Source organism: Chryseobacterium carnipullorum (genome assembly GCF_003815695.1).
GTDB lineage: Bacteria > Bacteroidota > Bacteroidia > Flavobacteriales > Weeksellaceae > Chryseobacterium > Chryseobacterium carnipullorum.
Window position 1 is genome coordinate 2,607,926 of record NZ_CP033920.1, and the last position, 25,783, is coordinate 2,633,708.

Annotated in this window: 21 protein-coding genes and 1 pseudogene; 12 read left to right on the top strand and 10 right to left on the bottom strand. The window is 37.2% G+C overall.

Features of this window, described 5'->3' with window-relative positions:
- Positions 1–290: 290 nt before the first annotated feature.
- The 3 genes from EG346_RS11925 to EG346_RS11935 all read right to left on the bottom strand — a co-directional run bounded on the left by EG346_RS11925 (position 291) and on the right by EG346_RS11935 (position 2,973).
- Entirely contained in the window at positions 291–1,601 is a 1,311-nt protein-coding gene (locus EG346_RS11925) for an ABC transporter permease (protein ID WP_123878850.1), read from the bottom strand.
- Between the two features lie 4 nt (positions 1,602–1,605).
- Positions 1,606–2,517: an ABC transporter ATP-binding protein gene (locus tag EG346_RS11930; RefSeq protein ID WP_073336566.1), complete on the bottom strand. Its 912-nt coding sequence runs from the start codon at positions 2,515–2,517 to the stop codon at positions 1,606–1,608.
- A gap of 105 nt (positions 2,518–2,622) precedes the next feature.
- Positions 2,623–2,973, bottom strand: coding sequence for a T9SS type A sorting domain-containing protein (locus EG346_RS11935; protein ID WP_123878852.1), 351 nt, complete (start codon positions 2,971–2,973; stop codon positions 2,623–2,625).
- A gap of 118 nt (positions 2,974–3,091) precedes the next feature.
- Here EG346_RS11935 and hemB point away from each other — a divergent pair, with 118 nt between their 5' ends.
- Positions 3,092–4,081: a porphobilinogen synthase gene (hemB, locus tag EG346_RS11940; RefSeq protein ID WP_073336570.1), complete on the top strand. Its 990-nt coding sequence runs from the start codon at positions 3,092–3,094 to the stop codon at positions 4,079–4,081.
- A gap of 94 nt (positions 4,082–4,175) precedes the next feature.
- On the opposite strand, the gene EG346_RS11945 is transcribed toward hemB, so the two are convergent.
- Both EG346_RS11945 and EG346_RS11950 read right to left on the bottom strand, forming a co-directional pair.
- Positions 4,176–4,904, bottom strand: a complete 729-nt coding sequence (locus EG346_RS11945; RefSeq protein WP_123878854.1) for a hypothetical protein — start codon at positions 4,902–4,904, stop codon at positions 4,176–4,178.
- 55 nt (positions 4,905–4,959) lie between these two features.
- Positions 4,960–5,253 (bottom strand): TM2 domain-containing protein, encoded by a 294-nt coding sequence (locus tag EG346_RS11950; RefSeq protein ID WP_073336598.1) that lies wholly within the window; start codon positions 5,251–5,253, stop codon positions 4,960–4,962.
- 239 nt (positions 5,254–5,492) lie between these two features.
- On the opposite strand from EG346_RS11950, the pseudogene lptB reads away from it, so the two are divergent.
- The 3 genes and pseudogenes from lptB to EG346_RS11965 form a co-directional block, all read left to right on the top strand.
- A pseudogene (lptB, locus tag EG346_RS11955) lies at positions 5,493–6,218 on the top strand (LPS export ABC transporter ATP-binding protein); the annotation flags it as partial.
- Positions 6,219–6,729: 511 nt separating this feature from the next.
- A complete protein-coding gene (locus EG346_RS11960; RefSeq protein ID WP_123882658.1) occupies positions 6,730–8,457 on the top strand; it encodes an ABC transporter ATP-binding protein in 1,728 nt (575 codons plus the stop codon).
- 207 nt (positions 8,458–8,664) lie between these two features.
- Positions 8,665–9,618 carry a helix-turn-helix transcriptional regulator gene (locus EG346_RS11965; protein ID WP_123878856.1) on the top strand — a complete coding sequence of 318 codons (954 nt, stop codon included), beginning with the start codon at positions 8,665–8,667 and terminating at the stop codon, positions 9,616–9,618.
- 230 nt (positions 9,619–9,848) lie between these two features.
- On the opposite strand, the gene EG346_RS11970 is transcribed toward EG346_RS11965, so the two are convergent.
- Positions 9,849–10,340: a DinB family protein gene (locus tag EG346_RS11970; RefSeq protein ID WP_123878858.1), complete on the bottom strand. Its 492-nt coding sequence runs from the start codon at positions 10,338–10,340 to the stop codon at positions 9,849–9,851.
- A gap of 184 nt (positions 10,341–10,524) precedes the next feature.
- On the opposite strand from EG346_RS11970, the gene EG346_RS11975 reads away from it, so the two are divergent.
- The 5 genes from EG346_RS11975 to EG346_RS11995 all read left to right on the top strand — a co-directional run bounded on the left by EG346_RS11975 (position 10,525) and on the right by EG346_RS11995 (position 15,082).
- Positions 10,525–11,109 (top strand): hypothetical protein, encoded by a 585-nt coding sequence (locus tag EG346_RS11975; protein ID WP_123878860.1) that lies wholly within the window; start codon positions 10,525–10,527, stop codon positions 11,107–11,109.
- A gap of 389 nt (positions 11,110–11,498) precedes the next feature.
- The gene (locus EG346_RS11980; RefSeq protein ID WP_123878862.1) at positions 11,499–12,068 is read left to right on the top strand and encodes a cob(I)yrinic acid a,c-diamide adenosyltransferase; all 570 of its coding nucleotides are present in this window, start codon (positions 11,499–11,501) and stop codon (positions 12,066–12,068) included.
- A complete protein-coding gene (locus EG346_RS11985) occupies positions 12,058–12,705 on the top strand; it encodes a thiamine diphosphokinase (protein WP_123878864.1) in 648 nt (215 codons plus the stop codon). The genes EG346_RS11980 and EG346_RS11985 overlap by 11 nt, the downstream gene beginning before the upstream one ends.
- Positions 12,706–12,776: 71 nt before the next feature.
- Positions 12,777–13,580 carry a tyrosine-protein phosphatase gene (locus tag EG346_RS11990; protein ID WP_228425835.1) on the top strand — a complete coding sequence of 268 codons (804 nt, stop codon included), beginning with the start codon at positions 12,777–12,779 and terminating at the stop codon, positions 13,578–13,580.
- A gap of 107 nt (positions 13,581–13,687) precedes the next feature.
- Positions 13,688–15,082 (top strand): type III PLP-dependent enzyme domain-containing protein, encoded by a 1,395-nt coding sequence (locus EG346_RS11995; protein WP_123878868.1) that lies wholly within the window; start codon positions 13,688–13,690, stop codon positions 15,080–15,082.
- Between the two features lie 203 nt (positions 15,083–15,285).
- Here the strand turns inward: EG346_RS11995 and EG346_RS12000 are convergent, their stop codons facing one another.
- A complete protein-coding gene (locus EG346_RS12000; protein WP_073336588.1) occupies positions 15,286–15,945 on the bottom strand; it encodes an HAD family hydrolase in 660 nt (219 codons plus the stop codon).
- A gap of 328 nt (positions 15,946–16,273) precedes the next feature.
- Between EG346_RS12000 and speB the strand changes: the two genes are divergently transcribed.
- Positions 16,274–17,152 (top strand): agmatinase, encoded by an 879-nt coding sequence (gene speB, locus EG346_RS12005; protein ID WP_123878870.1) that lies wholly within the window; start codon positions 16,274–16,276, stop codon positions 17,150–17,152.
- 79 nt (positions 17,153–17,231) lie between these two features.
- On the opposite strand, the gene EG346_RS12010 is transcribed toward speB, so the two are convergent.
- On the bottom strand, positions 17,232–18,770 hold the full coding sequence (locus tag EG346_RS12010) for an IS1182 family transposase (protein ID WP_034751733.1): 1,539 nt from the start codon (positions 18,768–18,770) through the stop codon (positions 17,232–17,234).
- 160 nt (positions 18,771–18,930) lie between these two features.
- Between EG346_RS12010 and EG346_RS12015 the strand changes: the two genes are divergently transcribed.
- Both EG346_RS12015 and EG346_RS12020 read left to right on the top strand, forming a co-directional pair.
- Positions 18,931–19,791 carry a bifunctional helix-turn-helix domain-containing protein/methylated-DNA--[protein]-cysteine S-methyltransferase gene (locus tag EG346_RS12015; protein ID WP_123878872.1) on the top strand — a complete coding sequence of 287 codons (861 nt, stop codon included), beginning with the start codon at positions 18,931–18,933 and terminating at the stop codon, positions 19,789–19,791.
- Between the two features lie 371 nt (positions 19,792–20,162).
- Positions 20,163–20,774 (top strand): alpha-ketoglutarate-dependent dioxygenase AlkB family protein, encoded by a 612-nt coding sequence (locus tag EG346_RS12020; RefSeq protein WP_123878874.1) that lies wholly within the window; start codon positions 20,163–20,165, stop codon positions 20,772–20,774.
- A 217-nt stretch (positions 20,775–20,991) separates the two neighbouring features.
- On the opposite strand, the gene EG346_RS12025 is transcribed toward EG346_RS12020, so the two are convergent.
- Positions 20,992–22,851 (bottom strand): CocE/NonD family hydrolase, encoded by a 1,860-nt coding sequence (locus EG346_RS12025; RefSeq protein ID WP_123878876.1) that lies wholly within the window; start codon positions 22,849–22,851, stop codon positions 20,992–20,994.
- A gap of 166 nt (positions 22,852–23,017) precedes the next feature.
- Positions 23,018–25,753, bottom strand: coding sequence for an outer membrane beta-barrel protein (locus EG346_RS12030; protein WP_123878878.1), 2,736 nt, complete (start codon positions 25,751–25,753; stop codon positions 23,018–23,020).
- Between the last annotated feature and the right edge of the window lie 30 nt (positions 25,754–25,783).

A 25,783-nucleotide genomic window follows, 5' to 3' on the forward strand; every position in this document is an offset into this window, starting at 1 on the left:
CGATAAAAAATCCCGGAAATTGAATTTTCCGGGATTTTTGTTTTATATGACTAAAATTTGTCAGTAAATCTATCTATAGTGTCCTAGGAAGCTGTAGCGTTAAAAAAAATTAAATCTTGATCCTTTAAAAAATTACCACTGTTTGAGCGCGGGTAGAATATTGAGTGGAAGAAGCACCAGTAAATCCGCACGAGTTTTGGGAATTTTAGGAGCAAGTTTTAATTTTTAGCGGAAGATTCCAGCCTTGAACTTTTGGTTCATTTTGTTTCAAGACAAAAGAACTTTTAGACTTATCCTCTGATCCACTTCCAGATCTCTTTTAAAGTCGCTTTATTACCATACATTAGAATGCCTACACGGTAAATTTTTCCAGCTAAGAAGATCATGAAAATAGTAGTAGCCAATAGCAGTACAATAGATAGAGCAATCTGCCACGCAGGAACACCGAAAGGTATTCTGGCAATCATGGCAACCGGTGATGTAAATGGAATAATAGACAGCCAGAAGCCCAAAGGACCGTCAGGATTGTTCATTAATGAAAAACTCCCGTACATCCCCAGAGTAAGCGGTAAAATCGCAAATAAAGTGAACTGCTGGGTCTCTGTTTCATTATCAACCGCAGAACCGATGGCTGCATATATTGAACTGTAGAAAATATATCCTAAAAGGAAAAATACAATGAAAACAAAGATAATCAACGGAAAATTCAGTTCTAATAAACTGTGCGAGATCTGAGTTGCGATCTGTGCGACGTCCAGCTTACTGGCAAGTTCTTCATTACCTCCCGGAATATTCTTCTGAAAAGATGAAAACCCCGTATTTAAAACCAATGCTCCTACCACCGACATCGAGATCCAGATCAGAAACTGCGTCAAAGCTACCAGAGTTACCCCTAATATTTTCCCCATCATCAGCTCAAAAGGTTTAACAGAAGAAATAATGATTTCTACCACACGGTTATTCTTCTCCTCCAGAACACTTCTCATCACCCTTACTCCGTAAATAATGATGAACATAAAGGTCACATACATTAAAAGAATACTCAAGCCGCTTTTTACTCCAAAAGCAAGGTCCGAATCTTCTTTATTGTTATTGGAAACATTAATCGTTTTTAAAGTAAAGCTTTTATCAAGACTGTTCAGCTGTGCTTCCTGGATTCCAAGTTGTTTGATTTTTTCTTTCTTGATGACTTCCGTAATATCTGAAACAATCTTCTGCTTCGTATCAAAGCCCATCTTTGCATTGACAATCAGTCTTGTGCTGTTTTCCAATCCGGTGTAATCATGATCCTTAAGTTCTGGAAGGATCAGAATGCCATCCAGTGACTCATTGTCTTTCAGATTATTGATCTTTGATTTCTCATCCGCAGCCGAAACAAATACATAGTTCAGTTTGTCATTAGATTTCAGATGGTCTTTAAAAAGCCCGCTTTTATCAACAACCTCAATGATGCTGTGTGATTCATTAGCTTTAAACATCAATCCAATGACAGCTCCAAATCCAACAAGTAACAGAGGAGCGAGCAGCGTTAATATAATGAAGGATTTTTTCTTAACCTGAGTAAGAAATTCCCTTTTTGTGATTAAAAAAATATTGTTCATAAAATTAAGAATGATTACTTACGGCATTAATAAACACTTCATTCATGCTCGGAATTCTCTCGTCGAATGATCTCACTTTTCCTATGTTGACAAGATCCAGAAGGATTTCATTTTGTCCGCTTTCATTTTTGAGATCAAAAGAAACCAGATTATTTTCATTAGAAAAATTAAAAATATCATACCTGCTTTTGAAACTGTTAAACTGAGCTTCATCTACCTCAGAAAGAGTAACGCCGAAAATATTTTTCTTGAATTTTTCTCTTACGTCAAAAACCCTTCCGTCGATGATTTTTTTAGAATGGTTAATCAGCGCCACATAGTCACACATTTCTTCTACACTTTCCATTCGGTGAGTAGAAAGGATGATGGTGGTTCCGTTATTTTTAAGATCGATAATCTGATCTTTAATTAAGTTCGCATTCACAGGGTCAAAACCTGAAAAAGGCTCATCAAGAATCAGAAGATGCGGACGGTGAAGGACAGTAACTACAAACTGGATCTTTTGTGCCATCCCTTTTGAAAGCTCTGAAAGTTTCTTTTTCCACCATTGATCGATATTCAGCTTTTCAAACCATTTTTTGGCTTCCTGTAAAGCATCGCTTTTGGTCATTCCTTTCAGTTCCCCGAAATAAAGGATCTGATCCCCCACGGTCATATTTTTGTATAAACCCCTTTCTTCAGGCATATAACCTATATCTCTGATGTGGCTTGGATTCAGCTTGTTCCCATTGATGAAGACATCTCCGGAATCAGCCTGTGTAATTTGGTTGATGATACGGATAAAAGAAGTTTTTCCGGCTCCGTTCGGGCCAAGAAGACCATAAATACTGCCTTGAGGTACATGGATGCTGAAATCATCCAATGCTACTTTATTCCCGGCACTATAGGTCTTTCTGATATGTTCAGCTTTAAGCATTAAATTGTTTTTACAATGAGTATAAAAAAGTCCTTAAAGTTACATAAATAATAGGGTAGAACTGCTGTAAAAGAAAAAATCCTGATGATTATCAGGATTAAATATTTATTGTTTTACAATTTGAGTCACCTTTTGGGTATTATCGCTTAAAATATAGCGAATCAGATATTTCCCGGGTTTTAATTTTTCAATATTAATCTCTCCGGAATTCATGTTGACAGAATAATTGGCTACCTGTGTTCCCAGAATTGAATAAAAGGTTACACTTTTGATCTTTAAAGCAGCATCTTTGGCCTTGATCAGAAGGAAATCTTTTGCTGGATTTGGATAAGCCACCAATACACCGTCATCAGACTTCTGTGTGATGGAACCCGGCTCTCTCAGCTGTGCTTGAATATTGTTGGAAAACCCAACGAAAGCGCCTGTAAATAGAAATAAAAGTAAAAGTTTTTTCATCAAATTATAATTTCTCGAATGTATTAAAACAAAAATAAACAATTCTACAATTCTATACAATAGTTTTTTATATAAGTTGTAGTAAATTTGTGGAAACTTATTCAAAAAGTATTCCAAAATGATACATTCAAGAAATAGAAGGCTTAGAGTTAATGAATCTATCAGAAGTTTAGTAAGAGAAAATATCCTTACAACTGATGATTTTGTAATGCCGATCTTCGTAATGGAGGGCGAAAACCAACAGGAAGCAATCCCGTCTATGCCGGGGATCTTCAGGAGGAGTATAGATCTGACGGTGAAGGAATGTAAAGAATTATTTTCTTTAGGAGTAAAATCGGTCAATCTGTACATGAAAGTGTCAGAACATTTGAAAGACAATACCGGAAAAGAAGCCTGGAACAAAGACGGATTGATGCAGCAGACCATCAAAGCAATCAAGGATGCAGTTCCGGCAATGATTGTCATGCCTGATGTCGCTTTAGACCCTTATTCCATTTACGGACACGACGGAATCATCGAAAACGGAAAAATCATGAATGATGCGACCAATGATGCTTTGGCAAGAATGTCTGTATCCCATGCCGAAGCAGGAGCTGACATTGTGGCACCCAGTGATATGATGGACGGAAGAGTATTGGCGATCCGTGAAGCGTTGGAAGAAAGCGGATTTACAGACGTGGGAATTTTGAGCTATTCCGCAAAATATGCGAGTTCTTTCTACGGTCCGTTCAGAAGTGCTCTGGACAGTGCACCGAAAGACAATATGGAAATTCCTAAAGATAAAAAAACGTATCAGATGGATTTCCACAATTCCCGTGAAGCTTTAAATGAAGTGTATAAAGATATTGATGAAGGTGCTGATATTATTATGATCAAACCGGGACTTCCTTATCTGGATATTGTTTCCAAGATCCGTGAAGCGATTGATCTTCCGATAGCAGTTTACAACGTAAGCGGAGAATATGCCATGGTAAAAGCAGCTGCACAGAACGGTTGGCTGGATAATGATAAAACCATTATTGAAAGTCTTACCTGCTTCAAGAGAGCCGGAGCAGATCTGATCTTTACCTATTTTGCCAAGGAAGCAGCCATGATTTTAAATAAATAAAGATCATACCATCATAAAACATAAAGCACCTCATTGTAATTGAGGTGTTTTTTTTGGCAAAATATTTTATTAATAAAAGGATAATAAATATGGATTACATGATGTTGAAATCTTTTCCTTTCGTAAATTTCGCAGCAAAAGGAGCCTGATTTCCAGAATATTTTAATACAAAATGTTTCTTCGTATCCGTATCTATTTTGGCATCCACCTCCACATTGGTCGTTTGGAAACTGACATCCAGTCCTACACCTGATTCTTTTTCAAGAAAGATTTCTACACTTTCTGCATAAAACAGCGAAGTACTCAGATAATTGAACTTGATATTCTTTCGGTACGGTTTAGATTGGTCCTGAGTAAACTGAGAATAGCTTCTCAGAATTTCAATTCCCGGAGAGTCAATGTTCGTCACCCGCGATTTTGTAACGCCGTTAACCCGTACAGAAAAGCTTTTTGCATTGTTGATATTCCCATTCACTCCAATGTTGAATAAAGAAGGAAGCGACAGGCCGTATTCCTCCATGCTGTCTTTTGTAAATTCAAAATCCGGGATGAGAGCAGGATGTTTTGGGGTATTCATCAGCTGCTGCTTTACGGTATTGAGGAGATCTCCGGAAAACAGAAATCCGATGAGGTTGTTTTCGGTAGTTCTCCAGTTTCGTCCGTTCCATTCAAAAATCTCACAGAGCAAGGTGTCTGCGGATGAGTGGGGAAGAAGATCCATATCCTGCCATTTGAAAACTTCCTTGGCATAAGGCCTTCTGTTCACAATATTGACACTCAGGTCCAGTGCAAGAAGATCGGTCAGGTCTTGATTATTTTCCATAATAACTTAATTCTTGATTTGATGGAATAAAAGTAGGAAATAAAATAATAAAGGTTTACAACCATCCTTTTTTTCCGTACACATACGTATCATCAAACTGCTTGTCACTCATAAAAAGATATAAAATACCCTCAATAAAAGGAATAACAGAAGCGGCACCACAAGTAATAATATTCAGACCCAGCTGAATAAGAGCCTCCTTTTTATACCCGAGATAAAATTTATTTAAAGCCAGCCAACCCACAAGAATTCCTAATAAAGCGGCTGGAATTCTCTTTTCTGAACGGTAAGGACCATTGTTTTGCTGATTCTGGCCATTTTCTGTTTTGGTATACCCGTAATTTTCCATTGCTAATTTGTTTGTGATGAGTAAAATAATTTTCTGATAGGTCGTAAAAAATGAATGGGAGTTACAGAATAGAGGTCTAAATTTTCGGCTTTTTTCAGTGAAAAGAGGTTGATCCGTTTTCAACATTGCGAAGCCTGTTTTATCAATCAATACTAAAAATAAAAGTCATTCATTCAAAAAACATTGGATAGAATGTATAATCTAAAATTTGAATTCAAAAAAACTTTATCTTTGCTCCTATGATTTTACGAGGAGAAAACTTAATCAAAGAATACGGTCCTAAAAAAGTAGTAAAAGGAGTTTCTGTACAGGTTGAACAGGGAGAAATTGTTGGTTTGCTTGGTCCAAACGGAGCAGGAAAGACTACTTCCTTTTATATGATTGTGGGATTGGTTAAGCCTACTTCAGGGAAAATCTTTCTTGATAAACAGGAAATCACTACCGATGCGATGTATCGTCGTGCTCAAAAGGGAATCGGTTATCTGGCGCAGGAAGCTTCTATTTTCAGAAAGTTGTCGGTAGAAGAAAATATCATGGGTGTTTTACAGCTCACCAAACTTTCGAGACGTGAACAGCAGATCAAATGTGATGAGCTGATCGAAGAATTTTCATTGCAGCACGTGCGTAAAAACCGTGGTGATCTTCTTTCCGGTGGGGAAAGACGTAGAACGGAAATTGCACGCTGTCTGGCTACCAGCCCGAACTTTATTCTCCTGGATGAACCTTTCGCAGGGGTAGACCCGATTGCGGTAGAGGATATTCAGAAGATTGTAAGAAGTCTGGTCGACAAAAATATCGGGATCCTGATCACCGACCACAACGTTCAGCAGACGTTAGCTATTACCAATAAAACCTACATCATGTTTGAAGGGAATATCCTGAAAGAAGGACTTCCGGAAGATCTCGCCAACGATCCTCAGGTAAGAGAGGCCTATCTTGGAGAAAACTTTGTTTATCAGAGTATTTTAGACAAACCGAAAAAGAAGAAATATATTTATAATATCTGGGCAGGTAATTTTGACTCAAAAGCACAGCTTCAGGGATTTGTAGATGAAAACTTCGGGCAGTTTGACGATCTTAGACTGATGTACGGTATCGAGGATTCCAGTTTCGCATCACTTGCCAATTCTGAAATTGAACATATTTTCAATGAAGTGGTAGACAAGAATGCTAATAATTCTTTTGTTTTCCAAAGAAAAGAACTGACCTCTCAGTATACTCTGGAACAGGCTGAAGCAGAATCTAAAGCGGTAAGCCAACCTGAACTGCATTATCTTACCACTTATTTTTACGAAGGATAAAAACCACAGATACTCTAAAAGTATTTGCTGAAAAATAGAATTAAGCGTACCTTTTCTCTCAGAAACGGTACGTTTTTTAGTTTAAATAACTTCTATGGCAAAACCTTTTAACAGAACAGTCACTTTATTTGGAGTGTATAAACAGCTGGTTCCATTTATCAGACCTTACCGTCCCATGATCTACTGGACGTTGTTTCTTACTTTTTTAGGAGCTCTTGCAGCACAGGTTAACCCTCTTGTATTAAAATATACGGTAGATGAGGTAACCAATCTTACCCATCTTCCGCATCCGATGTCGGAAGGTATTCATATTTTGGTGGTGATCTCGATTATTTTACTGGGAAAAGAGCTGCTCAATATTTTCATCAACTTCGGACAGAAATTTTATGGTGAAAAAATAAGGATCAATGTAAGTTCTGTTCTGGCACAGTCTGCCATCGACAAGATTCTGTCGTATAGAGTCGCCTATTTCAATGATGAGAATCACGAATCCGGAAAATTGCAGATCCGGATAGATCGGGGTATTGAAAGTTTAACGAAGCTGGTACAAAACTTTTTTATTGATATTTTGCCTCTTTTTTCCAATGCGATTATTGCTCTGATCATTATGTACATGCAGAATGTATATGTGGGATTGGTTTCTACGATCATTGTTCCGATTTATTTTTATATCAGTTCTCTTCAGGCAAAAAAATTGGGAGGAGTTCGTCGCCAGCTCAGAAATCAGAGGGAACGAAAAACTTCGGGATTGCTGAATCTGATCAATTCCATCATGGTGATCAAGAGTTTTGTACGGGAAAAATTTGAAGGTAAAAAGCAGTATGATCTACAGATGGAGCTGATGGAAAGCCAGATGTTCACAAGAAAAACCAACTTTATTTATGACGGTTTAAAAACATTTATTGAGCAGTTTGGAGTGGTTTTAATTATTCTTTTGACCGTTTACCTTGTATTGGATCAGAAGATGACCATAGGGGCAATCATGCTTCACATTATGCTTTTCAACAATATTTCGGCTCCTATCCGTCAGTTGCACAGAATCTATGATGATATGAATGACGCGATGATTTATGCTGAAGGATACTTTGAAATCCTGAATGCAGATGACGAAAAAGAGCAGAACGGAACCTATGTGGAAAAACAGATCAAAGGTAATTTTGAACTGAAAAATGTCAACTTTAGCTATCCGAACGGAACCCATGCTCTTCATGATATTTCTATGAAAATAGAAAATGGGAAAACCACAGCATTGGTAGGATTAAGTGGGGCTGGAAAATCTACGGTAATCAATCTTCTTTGCAAATTTTATCTTCCTGATTCCGGAGAAATTCTTCTGGACGGAGTTCATTTAAATGATTTTGATAATACTTTTCTTAGAAATGACCTTGGTCTCGTGCTTCAGAGAAACCATATTTTTCAGGGAAGCATAGAAGATAATATCCGTTACGGTGATATGAATGCGAGTTTTGAGGAAATTCAGGAAGCGTCCAGAAAAGCCTATCTCCATGAGCAGATCATGGATCTCGCGGATGGCTATCAGCATGATGCTACCCAGCTTTCCGGAGGGCAGCAGCAAAGAATTGCCATTGCGAGGCTATTCCTTAAAAATCCACCGATCATTTTCCTGGATGAGCCAACAGCCAGTCTGGATGCTATTGCTACAGAACAGATCAAAAACTCCCTTGATGCCATTAAAGAAGGCCGTACTGTAGTCATTATTTCTCATTCCCTTTCCCAGATTCTGGATTCCGACACCATTTATGTGATGAAAAAAGGAAGGGTAGTGGAAAACGGAACCCATGATGAATTAGTTCAGATGAATGGCACCTACCGGGAGATTTTTGATGCATCTGCGAGAAGTTTAAATCTTGACAAACTGGTGAATTCTTTTAAAGATAATTAATTTTAGTTTTTCTGTTTTTGCAAGGTTTTAGAAGCCAGGACGCACAGATTTAAATATTAAACTGTTTTAAGAGAAGAAAATCAAAGGTTTTCAGCAAGGTAAAGATGAGATTTTGTTATTCTTTGTATGGTGAGCCGTATATATCATAAAAGCAGAAAAATTTATATTTTACAGATCAAAAAAGATTGATAGATTTGTCCTGGCAATATGAACGATCACTATCTAAAAAAACTGGACAGAGTAACGGCAATTCTCACTCAATTACAATCAAAACCGATCGTAAGAGCACAGGATCTTGCCGCCAAGTTTGATGTCAGCATCCGGACGATCTATCGTGATGTGAAAACTCTTGAAAATGCCGGAATTCCCATCATAGGCGAAGCGGGCAGCGGTTATTCCCTGATGGATGGATACAAACTTCCACCCATTATGTTTACAAAAGAAGAAGTACTGAGCTTTATCACGGCCGAAAAACTGATGCAGAAATTTTCCCACCAAAGTCTTGGAAATCATTATCAGACCGCGATGGAAAAAGTACGGTCGGTACTTCGGCATTCAGATAAAAATCTGATTCAGAATATTGAAAAACAGATTCATGTTTTTAATGATCACACTCAGCCTGGTGACACGGTTAAAAATGTGATTCCCACAATTCTGGAAAGTATTGCCGATAAAACGCAGCTGGTTATTGAATATAAAACCGTTGATTCTACCGTAACGAACAGAACAGTGGAAGCAGTGGGTGTTTTCTTTGAATTCAATTACTGGTATATCATGGCTTTCTGTACGCTGAGAAAAGATTTCAGACAGTTCCGGGTCGACAGAATACTGCAGATCTTCAAAACTCAGACCTTATTTTCACAGGAATACGGACAAATTAATGATTACAGAAGATATTCCAACGGAGAGAAAACAAGAGTAAGGCTTTTAGTTGACAAAAAAATAATAGGGCATATTGTGAATTCCAGAAGATACTACGGGTTTATTGAAGAAACTGAAACCGAAAACGGGATCGAAATGATCTTTGATACAGAATGGATAGACGAAGGTTTTCCGCGCTGGGTGATTACTTTTGCAGATTATGCAACCGTTTTAGAACCGGAATCCTTAAAAACGAAACTCAGAAATCTGGCCTCAGAAATTTCCAAAAAGATGGAATAGAAAATAAAACTCCGGCTTCACGAATGTGAAGCCGGAGTTTTGGAAATTGATATCATTTGAATAAAGAAAATTTTAATTCAACTAATTAGCAAAAAAAATAAAACAGCAAAATCCGGGTATCTCTATTTAATAAATGGAAAATGGAAATGATGTGTTCTGTAATTCTGTCGTTCCCAATTTTTGTCTGAATTGAATCATCATTTTCAGTCTGAGTAAAGGCATTAATGATCCTAAAATCTCTCCCAAAAAAAAGGCGGTTCAATTCCTAAAGCTCTCAGATAGGTATATCCCTGGCCTCTGTGGTGAATTTCATTATCTACAAAATAAAGGATGTTCTGATACACCGGAAATTCGTACTGTCCGAATAGATTGAAAGTTTCCTGCATACGCTCTTCAGTGATCTGGTTGAAATAATGGTTGATCACTTCAGTTTCTTCATCCCATTTTTTCAAAATATCTTCTTTTGTTTTCGGGCTGAAACCATCTTCATTGTAAGCTTCCATATTCTTTTCAACAATTCCTTTTAAAGCGGGTCCTCCGATGCCGATCAGTTCTCCTGCCAGTTTTGCGAAAGGTCTCATTCCGCCTATAGAAAACTCAAATAATTCTTTTTCAGGGAAAGCTTCTATTACTCTTCTTGTCAGGTTTCTGTGCCCTTGCCAGTGCTCTAATAATTGGTCAGAAGTCATAAACTGTTTTGTGGCTGTTGTTGTCGTTGTCATAATGGTATTGTTTTAGTGGGTTATTGTTGATACAAAGGTAAGATGGGATGATGACAACAGTTTGTCAGTAGGATTTTTGAAGGTGAAAAAAAAATTTTTTCTTTGCTAAAATATAAACCTGTGTTTCTCGTTTAAATGTTAAATTGCATCAGTAAAAAGAATGCAACGTTATTAAAATCTCAAAATGAAGAAGTATATTTTGCCTGTTATTCCTGTTTTTCTATTAATGTCATGCAGTAAGATTGAAGAGAAAATAGATCAGACTGTTCAGAAAACCACAGAAACGGTGCAGCAGAAAGCTCAACAGGCAGTGGAAGAGACCGTGAAGAAAACGGTGAGTGAATCCATTAATTCTTTAACCAATTCTCAGGACGTGAAATTTAATCAGGTATTCCCTGATGGAGGAAAATCTGTCGTTGCAGAAGAGACCGGAAAGAAATTTAAATTTCCGAACGGTTCCGAAGGATATATTTTTAAATACAAATCAGACATCGCCATATTGCTTCCTTTTCTTGAGAAGCAACCCACTACCGATGAAAACCGATCAGATAAAACCGCCCGTAAAATAGACGGACAAAGCATCATTGACAAAATAAGTTTTGTCTCCAAATTTCTTCCTGAAAATACTTTTGACACCAGCTTTGTGGAAGATATTAAAAATGATAAAGATATAGAATATTATAAACTGAAAAGGTTTCCCAACAACAGTACGATAATCTATAACCCCAAAAACCAGACCATCATACAATACGTAGAGGTAAATAAATAATTTGTGAGTGGCCGGATTTATCCGGTCATTTTTTTTGATTAAATCTATGTAAATTCAATACGAATGGGATAAATCCCGTTTAGAAAAATAGTCACATCAATTCGGCTCCGGCCAAAACCTAGTCGTAACATCTAAAAATTTACATCTGTGCAATCCGTAGTGAAATGAAATTAAAAATATCCTTCGTGAACTGCATTTGTAAATCTTCAGTTGACACCTGAAATGACAACGTGTAATAAAAACAGATAGTATTAGCTATGTCATCCTGAGCGCAGTCGAAGGATTCTCTCATTCAATCAATAATAGGGCTATAACTGTACGGAGATAAAACTATAAATCATTCCTACATTTTACTTTTTACATTGTACAAAATAAAGTATTTTAGTACGATGAAAATTTATACTAAAACAGGAGATAAAGGACAGACCGCTTTATATGGTGGTACAAGAGTTTCCAAAGCCAGTGCCAGAGTTGACAGCTACGGAAATATAGATGAGCTTAATTCATTCATTGGTATTTCTAAAAGTCATATTGAGGATGAAGACGTTTTGAAGCAGTTGAAAAAAATCCAGTTTGATCTGTTTACCGTAGGTTCAGAAGCTGCCACACCGGTTGATAAATTAATGCTGGCCAACGGGAAATCCCGTCTTCCATTGATTATTTCAGATACGGAGATTGAAGAACTGGAAAATTGGATGGATGCTTTTGAAGATAAGCTGGAGCCTCTTCAATATTTTATTCTTCCAGGCGGTGGAAAACCGGCAACATTTTTACATGCGGCAAGAACCATCTGCAGAAGAGCAGAACGTTCCCTGGTGTTCTTAAACGAATCTGAAGAAGTACGTCCTGAACTGATCAAATACCTGAACAGACTATCTGATTACCTTTTTGTTTTGGCAAGATATATTTCAAAAATCAATAACGAACCTGAAGAATACTGGAATCCGAATGAGAGATAAAGTATTACTTTTCATCAATGGAGATCATCCAAAAAACCTTCCGGATCCCGGTCAATATGGTTTGATTGCCTGTACTGACGGTGCTTTTCATTATTTAAAGCAGTTAGGTTTTCCTTTAGACAAACTGGACTTTATTTCCGGTGATTTTGATTCCCATTCGGGATCGGATGAAAGTGTTTATCAGGATAAATTTATTTTGACTTTGGATCAGGATAAAACAGACTTTCATAAGGCCCTGGAAATTATCATGGAAAAAGGCTTTACCAATGTTGATGTTTTTGGAGGAAGCGGAGGTGAACAGGATCATTTTTTAGGAAATCTAACGGTTGCTTATGCTTTTAAAGATAAAATGAATCTTAAATTCTATGACGAATTTTCAGAATATTATTTTGTTCCGAACAATTTTAAGCTGAAAGGCGTTAAAAATAAAATGATTTCACTGTATCCTTTTCCCTCTGTCGGAAATATGACCACAACAGGATTAAACTGGCCATTAACCCATGCAAGTCTAAGCATCACTTCAAGAATCGGAACCAGGAATTTTGCGGTTGAAGATGAGGTTTCCATTCAATATGAATCAGGTGATCTGTTGTTTTTTGTAGGAATTAATGAAATAGAATATCCCTCAATATATTGAAACAATTCATAAAAATACCAGTCCTGCTCATCGCAATATTTTGTGTTTCTTCCTGTAAAACACAGGATTTTATGAAACCTGAATATGGAAAAAGTGAAACCGGAAATCCTATTGAAATCAAAAAAGTAAATAATTTTCGGACGGTAGGAAATATCAAAAATTCTGAGGGCCGGACCTTAAAAGAAGGGATATTCTACAGAAGCGGACATCTTCATCAACTCAAGAGAAAATCATTCAGGGAATTGGAAAATCTGGGAATAAAAGAGGTGATTGATCTTAGAAATTCAAAAGAAATATCTGATAAACCCGACCAGCTTCCCAATGATATTATTTATAAAAAATATTCGGCCTTTAAAGATGAAGGAGATCAGCTTACCAAGGCCAAAAAGCTGGTTTTAAAGGGAAAAGTAAACGGTTCTGATGCAGATAAAAGAATGATTGATTTCTACCGCGAATACGTTACGGAGAACCCTGAAGTAATCAAAAAAATAATTACTGAAATTCTGGAGTCCGATCATCCGGTTCTTTATCACTGTACTGCCGGAAAAGACAGAACAGGAATTACTACGGCTTTAATTTTAACGATTTTAAAATTTGATAAGGCCACTATTTACAATGACTATCTTTTATCCAATAATTACAGGAGTAAACTGGTTGTTAAAAGGCTGAAACTGGCAGACCATCTCCATTTTCTCTATCCTGAAATGGATATCAGAGTTTTGGAAAAACTAAGCTGGGTGGAGCCTGCTTACCTGGATGCAGCCTTTGATGAAATCAATAAGAAATATGGCTCAACGGATGCTTATATTCAACAGGTTCTGGGTATTTCACAAAATAAGAGGGAGGAATATGTTAAGAAGTTCACGAATCAATAATCTGTAGAGGTTTTTACAGGATGTCATTTTTAAATTTATAATAAATTTAACGCTTAAAAATCAAACTTTTTTAGCAATTTTGCATTTCGTAATTCACTTGTCAAGAAATGAAAATAAAGTACTCGGAACTTATTGATCAGACATTGTATTTTCCTACAGAGGAATTTAATGTTTCTGAGAACAATTTGTTATTTCACGATATTCCTTTAATGGAAGTCGTTGAAAAATTTGGCACCCCGCTAAAAATTAGCTACCTGCCAAGAATTTCTCAAAATATCCAAAAGGCGAAAAGCTGGTTTAGGGAAGCTTTTGAGAAAGCCGAATATAAAAAGAATTATACCTACTGCTACTGTACAAAATCCAGTCATTTCAATTTTGTGCTTGAAGAAGCTCTAAAGAATGATATTTCTATCGAAACTTCTTCAGCATACGACATGGATATTGTCAAATCTCTATATGGGAAAGGTAAAGTAGATAAAAATATTGAGGTCATCTGTAATGGATTCAAGACTGACGATTATCTGGCGAAAATTTCCGAGATGATTAACAGTGGTTTTGAAAATATTACCCCGATCCTGGATAACTACCGTGAGCTGGATAAGCTTACAGAAAGTATTGATACCACATTCGATATCGGGATCAGAATTGCTTCAGAGGAAGAACCTAAATTTGAATTCTATACCTCAAGGTTAGGGATCGGATATAGAGATATTATTCCTTATTACAGCCAGAAAATCGCTGAACACCCGAATGCGAGACTGAAAATGCTTCATTTCTTCATTAATACCGGGATCAAAGACACTGCGTATTACTGGAATGAATTGTACAAATGTCTTCGCGTATATGCACGTTTGAAGAAAATTGCTCCGGAAGTGGATTCACTGAACATTGGTGGAGGTTTCCCTATCAAAACTTCTTTAAACTTCGAGTACGACTATCAGTATATGGTTGAAGAAATCGTTTCTCAGATCAAAAAGTTCTGTGAAGAGGAAGGAGTGGAAGAACCAAATATTTATACGGAATTCGGAAGTTTTACGGTTGGAGAAAGTGGGGCAAACCTTTATAAGATCATTTCTCAGAAACGTCAGAACGACAGAGAAAAGTGGAATATGATTGATTCTTCATTCATGACTACACTTCCTGATACATGGGCGATCTCCAGACACTTCATTATGCTTCCATTGAACAGATGGGAAGATACCTATGAAAGGGTGTTTCTGGGTGGACTTACCTGTGATTCTGATGATTATTATAATTCTGAACAGCATACAAATGCCATTTATCTGCCTGTTTTCAGTGATACAAAACCTCTGTATATCGGATTTTTCCATACTGGAGCGTACCAGGAAACAATTGGAGGGTACGGAGGTGTTCACCACTGTCTGATGCCTCAGCCAAGACACGTCCTGATCCAGAAAGATGAAAACGGTGAGCTTCAGTATGAAGTTTTCCGCGAGAAACAGGAACCGGAAGATATTTTGAAAATCTTAGGGTACAAATAAAACTACTGTCATTACGAGGAACGAAGTGACGAAGCCATCTCAACTTAATGATCTTAACAACTCAATTGTTTCTTAATGTTTTAAATTTTAACCATTAAGTTTTTTATTAAGGATTAAGAACCATTAAGAATCTTCTCTTCGCTTCAGATGATAAGACCAAAATATAAAGATAAAAGCTCTCAAATTTTGAGAGCTTTTTTCATTTAAAAATATTTTGAAAGCTTATCCAGTTCCAGTTCTTCATAATCTGAAACGACAATGTCCGCTAAGGTATAATCCTGATTTTTTGAATGTGGACTTCTGTAGGCAGCACAGAAAATTTCTGCTCTGCTTGCCGCCAGAATTCCGTTCGTAGAGTCTTCAATCACCATACAGTTTGTAACAGGCTCTTCTGCCATTTCTGATGCTAAAAGAAATACCTCCGGATGAGGTTTCGACTCTTTCAAAGCTGCACCGCTAATTTTTCCACTGAAATACTGCTCAAGACCAAACTTTTCAAAAACCATGTTGATGGTAACCATCGTCGCCGAGGAAGCGAGAATAAGCTTAATTCCGTTCTCATGGTAATGTTTGATCAATTCTCTTACTCCCGGAATAAGATCAAACTCATCATCATTATCAAAATAATCTTTAAAATGAGCTCTTTTGATCGCGGCAATGTCTTCGTAGGAATGGGCTAAATTATATTTCTGGATCAGCGTTTCAGCCACTCTTTTTGTGGAAGCTCCGGTAAAAGAGGTGTATAATTCTTCAGAAACACTAATTTCCAGTTCGTTAAACGTTTTAAAATAAGCTTTTCTGTGAAGTGGTTCCGTATCTACAATAACCCCGTCCATATCGAAAAGAACAGCTTTTAAAGGCATATTTTGTTTTTTACAAAAGTAGGGAATTGGTTTGAAAGGGGAAAGAAGAGGGGAGTCAAGAATCAAGAATCAAGATTTTAGATTTCAGACACAAGACATCAGATGATAATTCATCAGCTTAATTACTACTAACCAGCAACTGACAACCAGTTTGAAACTCTAAAACCCTCAAACCCTCTTACTCTCAAACTCACAAACCCGGATCCTGCACCCCGAAACTAATAACTAATAATTAATAACTCATAACTCATAATTCAACTCAAACAGTATTTCGTATCTTTGCCCCGAATATTTCAATCTTTAAATCATTTAAATTTTTAAATAAAACATGAGAACATACGCAGGAATTCCTGAAGAAAATGCAACGTTAGAGAACTCTAAAGTAATGCTGGTAACCGTTCCTTACGATGGAACTTCAACTTGGGGAAAAGGAGCTGATAAAGGCCCGGAATTATTCCTTGATGCTTCCGAAAATATGGAGCTTTATGATATTGAAACAGGAACGGAGCCTTTCCTTGACGGAGTATATCTGGCAGGAGAAATTTCTGAAAACTCAAGCCCTGAAGCAATGACAGAAGCGGTATACCAAAAAACAAAAGAGCTTTTGAACAACGAAGGAAAAGTATTTACCCTTTTTGGAGGAGAACATTCTGTATCTATCGGTTCTATCCGTGCGGTAGGAGAGAAGTTTGAAAACCTTACTGTTCTTCAGCTGGATGCCCACACCGACTTACGTCCTGAATTCCATGGTTCTACTTCTAACCATGCCTGTGCGGTTTTTGAAGCGAATCAGAAGCATAACTTAGTTCAGGTGGGAATCCGTTCTATGGATGCTGAAGAAGCGGAATATCTGCCGGAAGGAAGAGTGTTTTTCGCCCATGAGATCGCAAACAATGACAACTGGGTGAATGATGTTTTGGAAAAAGTTTCAGGAAATGTATATATTACCATTGACCTTGATGCTTTCGATCCTTCTATTGCTCCATCTACAGGGACGCCTGAGCCAGGCGGTCTTCAGTGGTATCCTACATTGGAATTATTGAGAAAAGTATTTGAAAAATGTAATGTGGTAGCCTTTGATATCGTAGAATTAATGGATTCTCCGATGGCGAAGCCAACTGCTTTCTTAGCGGCTAAGTTATACTACAAAATGCTTGCTTACAACCATAGTAACCGTTGCACAACTCCTATTTTTCAAAACTTATAAATAAATATGACCTCTTTAGAAGCGATTTTAGAGAGGTTTTTGCTTTTTTGGCAGGTAGATTTTTAATATTTTGAGGCTCTTAATTCAGAGATATAACACTCGTATTTTGCAGTTTGGACAAAAACCAAGACTTTACTTTGGGAAGGTCTTGAATTTGAGCTTTGATTTTTACTTTTCGGGCAGAAAATTTCAGTAGTTTCTTTAAATTATAAGATAATGCCGCCATCAAAACATGCTTGTTGGCAGATTTTATGCCGCGAGCATTGATGCGTTTCATCGAATGATGATTGATAAGCGTGCCTAAAACAGGCTCCACCGTAGAACTCCGGCGTTTGGTGAGGTATCTTGTGTAGTTTTTATCTCTGTTCAGCTTTTCGTGCATGGCATCGTAAAGGGGTTTATGAATGCTGTCGTCAAGCTTTTTAAATTTCGTCACTTTACCACAACAAACCTCTCTAAGTGGGCATTTCCCACAATCTTTTTCGCTGCTTCGGTAGACTTTTTTTCTGTAGCCTTTAGAATCAATCGCTTCTTTTTTGAATGGTAAAAAAGCCTTGTTCCCTCCTTCTTTTGTGCATTCGTAGCGGTTTTCTGATTGGTTAAAAACAAAACCATCACGATGAGATTTGTACTGTCCAAAATTGGGGATAAAAGCATTAATACCGCGTTTTTGACAATAGCTTAAACTTTCTCCACTGCTGTAACCCGCATCGGCTAAAATTTCATCGGGTTGTAAGTGGTTTTCTTTAAAATTGGCTAAAGTCTGATCCATAATTTCATTAAAAATTGCTGAATCTTTACTCCCAGAAGTACTTCCGCAGGCTCCTGTAATCACGTGATAAGCATCGTCTACTGAAACTTGTCCAGAATAATTCAACTGTCTGGCTTTCCCTGGTTTTACAGAGATTTTTGCATCGGGATCTGTGGGAGAATAATGCGTATGGTTACTTAAAAATTTGGGCCTAATTGCGTTACCATCTTCATCTTTTCTTTCGCTTTTAGTATTACCAGGCATGCCTTTATAAGCTTCTTCTTTCCAGCTATGGTGCTGATTGACGAGTTTTTTACGCGTGGTCGTCACTTTATACTCAGAATTTTCTTCCAGTTCATTAACAAAAGCACTCGCATCGTCTAAAACTTCTTTCTCCTCCAAACTATCCATACTCGCATTGGCTTTGATGAAAGCGGAGTCTACCGCCTGACGTTTGCCTCTCACCATTCCTTTTTCTATACATAAACTCAGGATTTTCCGGAAAAGCTGAAGGAAAACATCCTCTCCCAAAAGACCTCTTGTACGAGAAATAGTGCTGTGCCAAGGAAGTTCTTCATCCAGATCATATCCTAAAAACAACCGCACATCTAAGCAATTACTACAAAAGCGAAGCAAAGCCCTGTCGCTATTGATATTATTGAGGTAACCTACCAATAAGATTTTAAAAAACACAACCGGATCAATACTTTGATGACCTTCTGTGCCGTAATATTTTTTGGTGCTTGAATATAGAAATTGAAAATCTAATTCAAAACTGATTTTTCTATAAAAATTATCCATGGGAACCAGCCGATCTAAGCTGAGTTCATAGAATAATTGTGGTGTAAAATTTTTTCGTCCCTGCATATATAAATTTACCAAAAAAACATCACAACACAAAGAGTTTTTTACTATATTTGAGTTGTGCAACAAGCACCATATTTATAACAACAACTAAAATTCCGCAAGAATCAGATTTTTTCTGCCCTGTATTCTTCGGAAATTTGTGAGGTAAAAAAGAAATAGTATGTCCGCACAAAGTCAGATCGATTACAACAGAATTGCCAAAGCGATAGCGTATATCCAGGACAATTTCAGGCTTCAGCCAGGTTTGGAGGAAGTGGCAGAGAATATTCACTTAAGTCCGGCTCACTTTCAGAAGATATTCACGGAATGGGCAGGAACAAGTCCGAAGAAATTTTTACAGTTCATCAGTCTTGAACATGCTAAAAATTTACTGAAGGAAGACAAAGCAACTTTATCTGATACCGCCTACGAGACGGGACTTTCCAGCACAAGCAGGCTTCATGACCTCTTTGTGAACATTGAAGGAATGTCTCCGGCGGAATATAAAAACGGCGGAAAAAGCCTGAACATCAATTACAGTTTTTCCAACAGTCCTTTTGGATCTGTAATGGCAGCATCTACTGAAAAAGGGATCTGCTACATGGCTTTTGAAGACGATAAACAAACAGCATTGGGAAATTTAATACATACTTTTCCCAATGCTTCTTTTTTTGAAAGACAGGATACTCTTCAAAAAAATGCACTCTCTATATTTGATAAAGACTGGACGAAACTCAGCACGATTAAACTTCATTTAAAAGGAACAGATTTCCAGCTTAAAGTCTGGGAAAGTCTGCTTTCTATCCCAATGGGAAAGCTCTCTACCTATGGCAGTCTGGCACAAAAGGTTGGAAATCCGAAAGCGTCCAGAGCGGTGGGAACAGCGATTGGAAGTAATCCTGTTGCTTTTCTTATTCCCTGTCACCGGGTGATACAATCTACAGGAAATCTGGGTGGCTACCGATGGGGAAGTGAAAGGAAGCAGCTAATGGTAGGCTGGGAAAGTTCCCATGTTTACTCTGAAAATTCTATTTTGCTTTAATTATTATTTAAACTACAAAAGTCACAAAAGCGTTACGTTTTATTTTAAAAGTTGAATATTTTTAAGTAAAAAAGTTCACAAAATATAACCTGGAGTTTTTTAGCTTTCGTTTATATGAATATCAGATTTAAGTTTTGGCTAAAGGCTGATTGGATGTTTTTTATTTATAAAACAGAGAATACATATATTTAGAAAGATGAGTACTGAATAAAATCTCTGATTTTCAAAAAAACTTAAGTGCGCTTTATTCAACGTTTTAATAATAACTTAAAAAACTTAAGTGTTAAAAACTTTTGCGACTTTTGTGGTTTAAATAAAACTGTAATTATAAAATCTAATGACTCATTCATACTTTTTACAAACTCAAAATCATGAATAACCTGTTTGAAGAAATATCAGAATATCCTTTGAATATTCTTCCGAATGACGGAACAGTCCATTATTACGGAACAGTATTTAACAAAGAAAGATCAGATTTCTTTTATGATTATCTACTCAATCAAATCCCATGGGAAAATGATGAAGCAGTGATCTTTGGAAAATTAATTTTAACGAAGAGAAAAGTAGCCTGGTTCGGCGAAAAAGCCTTTGAATATACCTATTCAAAACGGACAAAATATGCGAAATTCTGGACACCGGAATTACTCGAACTGAAGAAAAAATGCGAGGACGTTTCAGGAGAAACATACAATTCATGTCTTCTCAATTTATACCATGACGGAAGCGAAGGAATGGCCTACCACAGCGACGGAGAAAAGGATCTTAAAAAACACGGAGCCATCGCATCCCTGACTTTCGGTGCAGAAAGGAAGTTTTTATTTAAACATAAAACCACGAAAGAAAAAGTGGAAATCTTCCTCGAAAACGGAAGCCTTTTGATCATGAAAGGGACGACGCAGGAAAACTGGCTGCACAGACTTCCGCCAACAACCAAAGTGAAAACCCCAAGAGTGAATCTTACTTTCAGAACGATTGAAGAATAAGATAATGGTGATCTCGGGAGCCTTCATCAGCATTTTTCTGTTAAGAATGGCATTACGATCATCTCTTTTAGTAAAGAAGGTGTTACGAATGTTGGCACTCCAAGCTACTCTCTCCAAATGACATAAAAAAATCCGGTCGCCCAATTTCTCGAAGCGACCGGATTTTATGTTTTATAAACAAGTGTCTATTGCCATTTGTGGCTTTAGACACATTAATTTATTTCAATACTTCAGCTTCAATAGAGCTATCATTATATACTTTGATAAAAGCTTTCGTGTAATCTGCTTTCGTGGCGAAATTAGGGTTTTCCATGAATTTCTGAGGATTTATCGCGAAAAGCGGCCACCATGTACTGCTGATCTGGATCTGGATTTTGTGTCCTTTCTTAAAAGTATGCATCACATCCTGCAGTCTGAAATTGACAGCCGTTTTCTGGTTAGGAACCAGAGCTTCGCCTTTTTCTCTTGAATTTCTGAATCTGGCAGGCATGATCTCACTTCTTACCATCTGGTGATAATTAGGATAGATCACCCCGTCTTTCTTTTCTTTTGGTTTAAAATCTTCAGGATAAACATCAATCAGTTTTACTGCAAAATCTGCATCGGTAGAAGACGAAGCGATGTTCAGTTTAGCCATGATCTCTCCCGCGAAACTCATGTCTTCTGTCAAAACATCTGTAGTGAACGTCAAAACGTCAGGTCTGCCTACTGCAAATCTCTGATCCTCCGACATATAATTTTTAGGAGTGAATCCATTAAAATCTTTCAGATTGTCAGAACTCAATACAGGATTGTTCGGGTCGCTGTAGTAGTCTGAAAAACCTTGTCCTGAAGCATTCTTCAATGTTCCGTCAGCTAAGTAGAAATTAACCTTTTGGGCATTTTTTGGAGGATAAGAAGCGAATTCTCTCCATTCTTTGGATCCTGTATCATACATCAAAGCTTCCGGAAGCCCCGCATCTTCTTTTGTATTTCCTTTTAAATAATGACTGAAAAACTTAGTTTCAATATTTTTCTGGTAATAGGTTGCAATGCTGTCTCCAAAATAAATCTGGTTATGGAAATGTTTCCCCTGCTCCTGTGCCCATGCTCCGTGAGAGAAAGGTCCCATCACAATCGTGTTTTTAGCTTTAGGGCTGGTCTTTTCTATCGTTTTATAGATATTCAGAGGTCCTGAAAGATCTTCCGCATCAAACCAGCCTCCAACAGTCATTACTGCGTGGTTGACATTTTTTAAATGAGGAAGAAGACTTCTTTTTTGCCAGAACTCATCATAATTAGGATGATTCATGATCTCCGTCATGAAGAAATTGTTCTTGTAGTATTTTTCGTAGCCATCTTTTAATGTTCCCATATCTCTGTAAAACTTAAGACCATCTTCCGAAGTCTGCTTCACGAAAGTATCCATATACCAGGCTTTGTTTTCAGGTTTTGTTTTCTGAATCCCAAAAACAGGGAACGTTCTGAAATAGCCCAGCATAAATCTGCCATTGTGAAGAAAATCATCATTCCAGAAATCAGAAATAGGCGCCTGAGGAGAGGAAGCTACCAATGCCGGGTGCTGAGCCAGTATTCCTACCGCAGTATAAAATCCAGGGTATGAAGTTCCATATTGTCCCGCCTTACCATTGTTGTCCTTAACATTCTTTAAAAGCCATTCTATCGTGTCGTACGTATCCGTACTTTCATCTACATCTTTTTTTGTTTTGCGGTCCACCTGAGGGGTCATATTGGTAAAAGTTCCTTCACTCATATATCTTCCGCGTACATCCTGGAATACGAAAATATACTTATCCTTCATCAGATACTGGTTAGGTCCCAGTTTGGATCTGTATTCATTTTCACCGTAAGGAGCAATGCTGTAGCAGGTTCTCTGCATCAGAAAAGGATATTTGTTTTTGTTTGAGATATCTTTCGGGACGTAGATTGCTGTGAAAAGCTTTACTCCGTCACGCATCGGAATGTAAAATTCCTTTTTGGTGAAATTATCTTTTACGAATGTATCCTTCTGATCTGGAGTCTGCGAACGTCCAAGGATAAAAAAGAAAATAAATAAAATTGAAATATGGATCTTCATAAATAAAATTTGCAGCTAATTTAAAAATAAAATAGCTCCGGTATACTACCTATGCTCAAACTTTCAATGAAAATACAGAAGAATCTAAAAAAGAAGTTTGATTTTCATCTGTGCGATCTGCGGGAGATTTTTTACACTTGCTGATTTTATAGATTAAAGGGATTTTTTACTGCATCTTTTTTCCTGCAAATCTGTTCAGTTTCATACTCAGAGAGAACATGATATACCGTTTCAGAATAAGATCTTCCCGGTCTTCAATATAAGAATTCGAAATGGTTCTCCTGACACTTTGATTTTGATTCAGAACATCATAGATTTTCATTTTTGCCGTCAATTGTTTTTTAAAGAACGAATATCCTAAACTCGTATTCCAAAAGTAAAAATCTTTTTTGAAACCGGGGGCAATATTAGAATTCGTATTGTATTCAAAATCATTTCCAAAAACCACTCTGCTGTCGAAAAGATACTGGGTGAGTTCCAGTTTCAGGGTTTGATTGGCGGTATTTACATTGTCAATGCTGTAATTCTTGTATTTCGAGAAATTATAGCCAAGCCTGTAAGAAGGTTTTATGCTCAGTTTATCCTTAAGCTCGTAGGTCACATTCAAACCAGGATTAAGGCTGTAAGACTCGTTCGTGAAAAACTGTCCGTTTATAAACCCTTTATTGTAGTTGTACTGCATGCTAAACCTTTGGTTTATAGTCAGTTTACTGTCTTTCCATTTAAAAGTTTTGCTAAATCCGCCTCCAAGATTCATGTTTTTATTTCCACTCACATTGTCATACGTCACAAGCTGTTTTCCTGAATTATCATATCGGGAATAATTAACCACATCATTATTTCTGTACATGAAGCTAAGACTGACGTAATAGTTCATGTTTTTTATCAGATTGTAATTATTAAAAAATAAAGAGCTGCTATTAGTCCATGTATTTCTCAAATTAGGATTTCCGGTAGAAGTGACCAGGGGATTTGAAGTGTCTTCATAGGGAGTAAGCTGCTCGGCTCCGGGAATCGTAAAATTGGCGTAGTTCGAAAGATTCAGAATTTTACTTTCAGAAAACTGGTAACGTAAATTAAAATTATATCCCGGAAGTACAAAATCTTTTTGCAGACGATAGTGCTTTCCATTGTAGACAGAATTGACCTTCATCTCTGAGATGTCAAAATTCAAAGAAGCCCAGATGCTGAATTTCTTTTTATTGAGATCAAAAGAAAGTTCTGGAGTTAGTTGATTGATTTTCTGCCTCAAACTGTTGGATAAAGGTGAATTGTAATCAGAATATCGTCCTGTGGCAGCATTGAAATCATTAACATCCCTAGAGTCTCTTGAAATTTTTGAATTATAAGTGACTTCAAAACTTACGGTTGCAGAATCTGAAACAGGTTCAGTATATCCGGCACTGAAATTATAGGTATTGTTCTGGTTTTTTGTTTTTGACAGCTGGTTTCTGTTGTCATTCTGTTCACTACCCTGATAAAATAAAGTTTCCGATCTGTTCAGGTTATCTCTGTTGGATTCAGAAAGTGTACTGTTCATTTTAGCATTCAGCGAACGTCTTTCCTTTCTGAATTGTTTTGAAAAATAGAGGTAGGGATTAAATGAATTACTTTCGGATTCACTGCCCGTGTAGGACGTATTGCCGTTGAGCAGTTTATTATCCCTTAGCGTAGATGATTTTGAATTGCTAATACTGGTGCTGCGGCTATTGTTAAATCGAGGTGAAATGTAAATCGTACTTAAAGAATCCAGTACAATTTTTGCGGATGCATCTGCACTGTACTGCTGGGTTTCACTTTCACCCTTACTTTCAGAATGCGTAGTGAGTGTATATTCCGGAAGGAGAGTGGTTCTTGAAGATTTGGATGCTGTTTCCGTGTCAGAATTGGAATGGCTTAAACTGAAGTTGTCCAGATCGGCATCCTTTCCGAATTTATCATTGTAATTGATTCCGATGGTCGTAGATTTTTGAATTCCTTTGCTTCCTCTGCCTGTTGAGGAAGTTCCACCCTGCATTCCCGACGAATTTCTGCCTGCCCCCATATTATCAAACACATCATCATTGGAAAAGCCCTGAGAATTGATATTGTTCGATGAAGCGATAAGACTTATTTTGGTGTCATTTTTAAAGTAACTCAGCAGCCCGCTGCCTTCATAACGTTTGTCTGAACCGTAGCCCAGTGTAAGTCTGGACATGAGTCCCTTGTTCTTTTTTTCGTCAATATTAAAATTGATGGTGGTCGTATTGGATTTAGGTTTCTTACCGCTTAATTCTTCCTCTTTCGTCTTGGTAGTTGTAAACTGAATATTTTTAATGATATCGGCCGGAAGATTCTGAAGAGCAATTTTACCGTCCTTATCAAAAAACGGCTTTCCGTTGATCATGATCTGATCGACTTCTTTTCCGTTCACCGTAATCTTTTTGTCGTTGTCGATCTCCACACCCGGGATTTTTTTCAATAATTCTTCAATTTTACTGTCCGGACGGACTTTGATGGATGAAGCGTTGAACTCTATGGTGTCTTTCCTGATCTTCACAGGGGACACCGTAATTTTGATCTCATCAATGTTTTTCACATTATTTTTTTCCAGTTCGATATCCCCCAAATTAAGGGACTGACTGATTTTTTCAAGCTTTTTAGAATACGGCGAAAGCTTTTCAACATTGATTTTTAAAATAGAAGGCTCATTCAGGGCATCTGTTTTTAGAGAAAATTTACCTTCTTTATTCGTAGCGGTATAATTGATGATGGAGGAATCTTTTTCTTTAAGGAGGTAAATGGTGGCGTTTTCCACCGGCTTTTGATCAAAATCAGACACTTTCCCGTTGATCTGTAAATTTTGTGCATACAGGATCATACCATTGAATGCCAGTAACAGCAGCCATAAGATTTTCTTCATTCAGTGCTTTCTTTAAAGGCGTAAAAATAT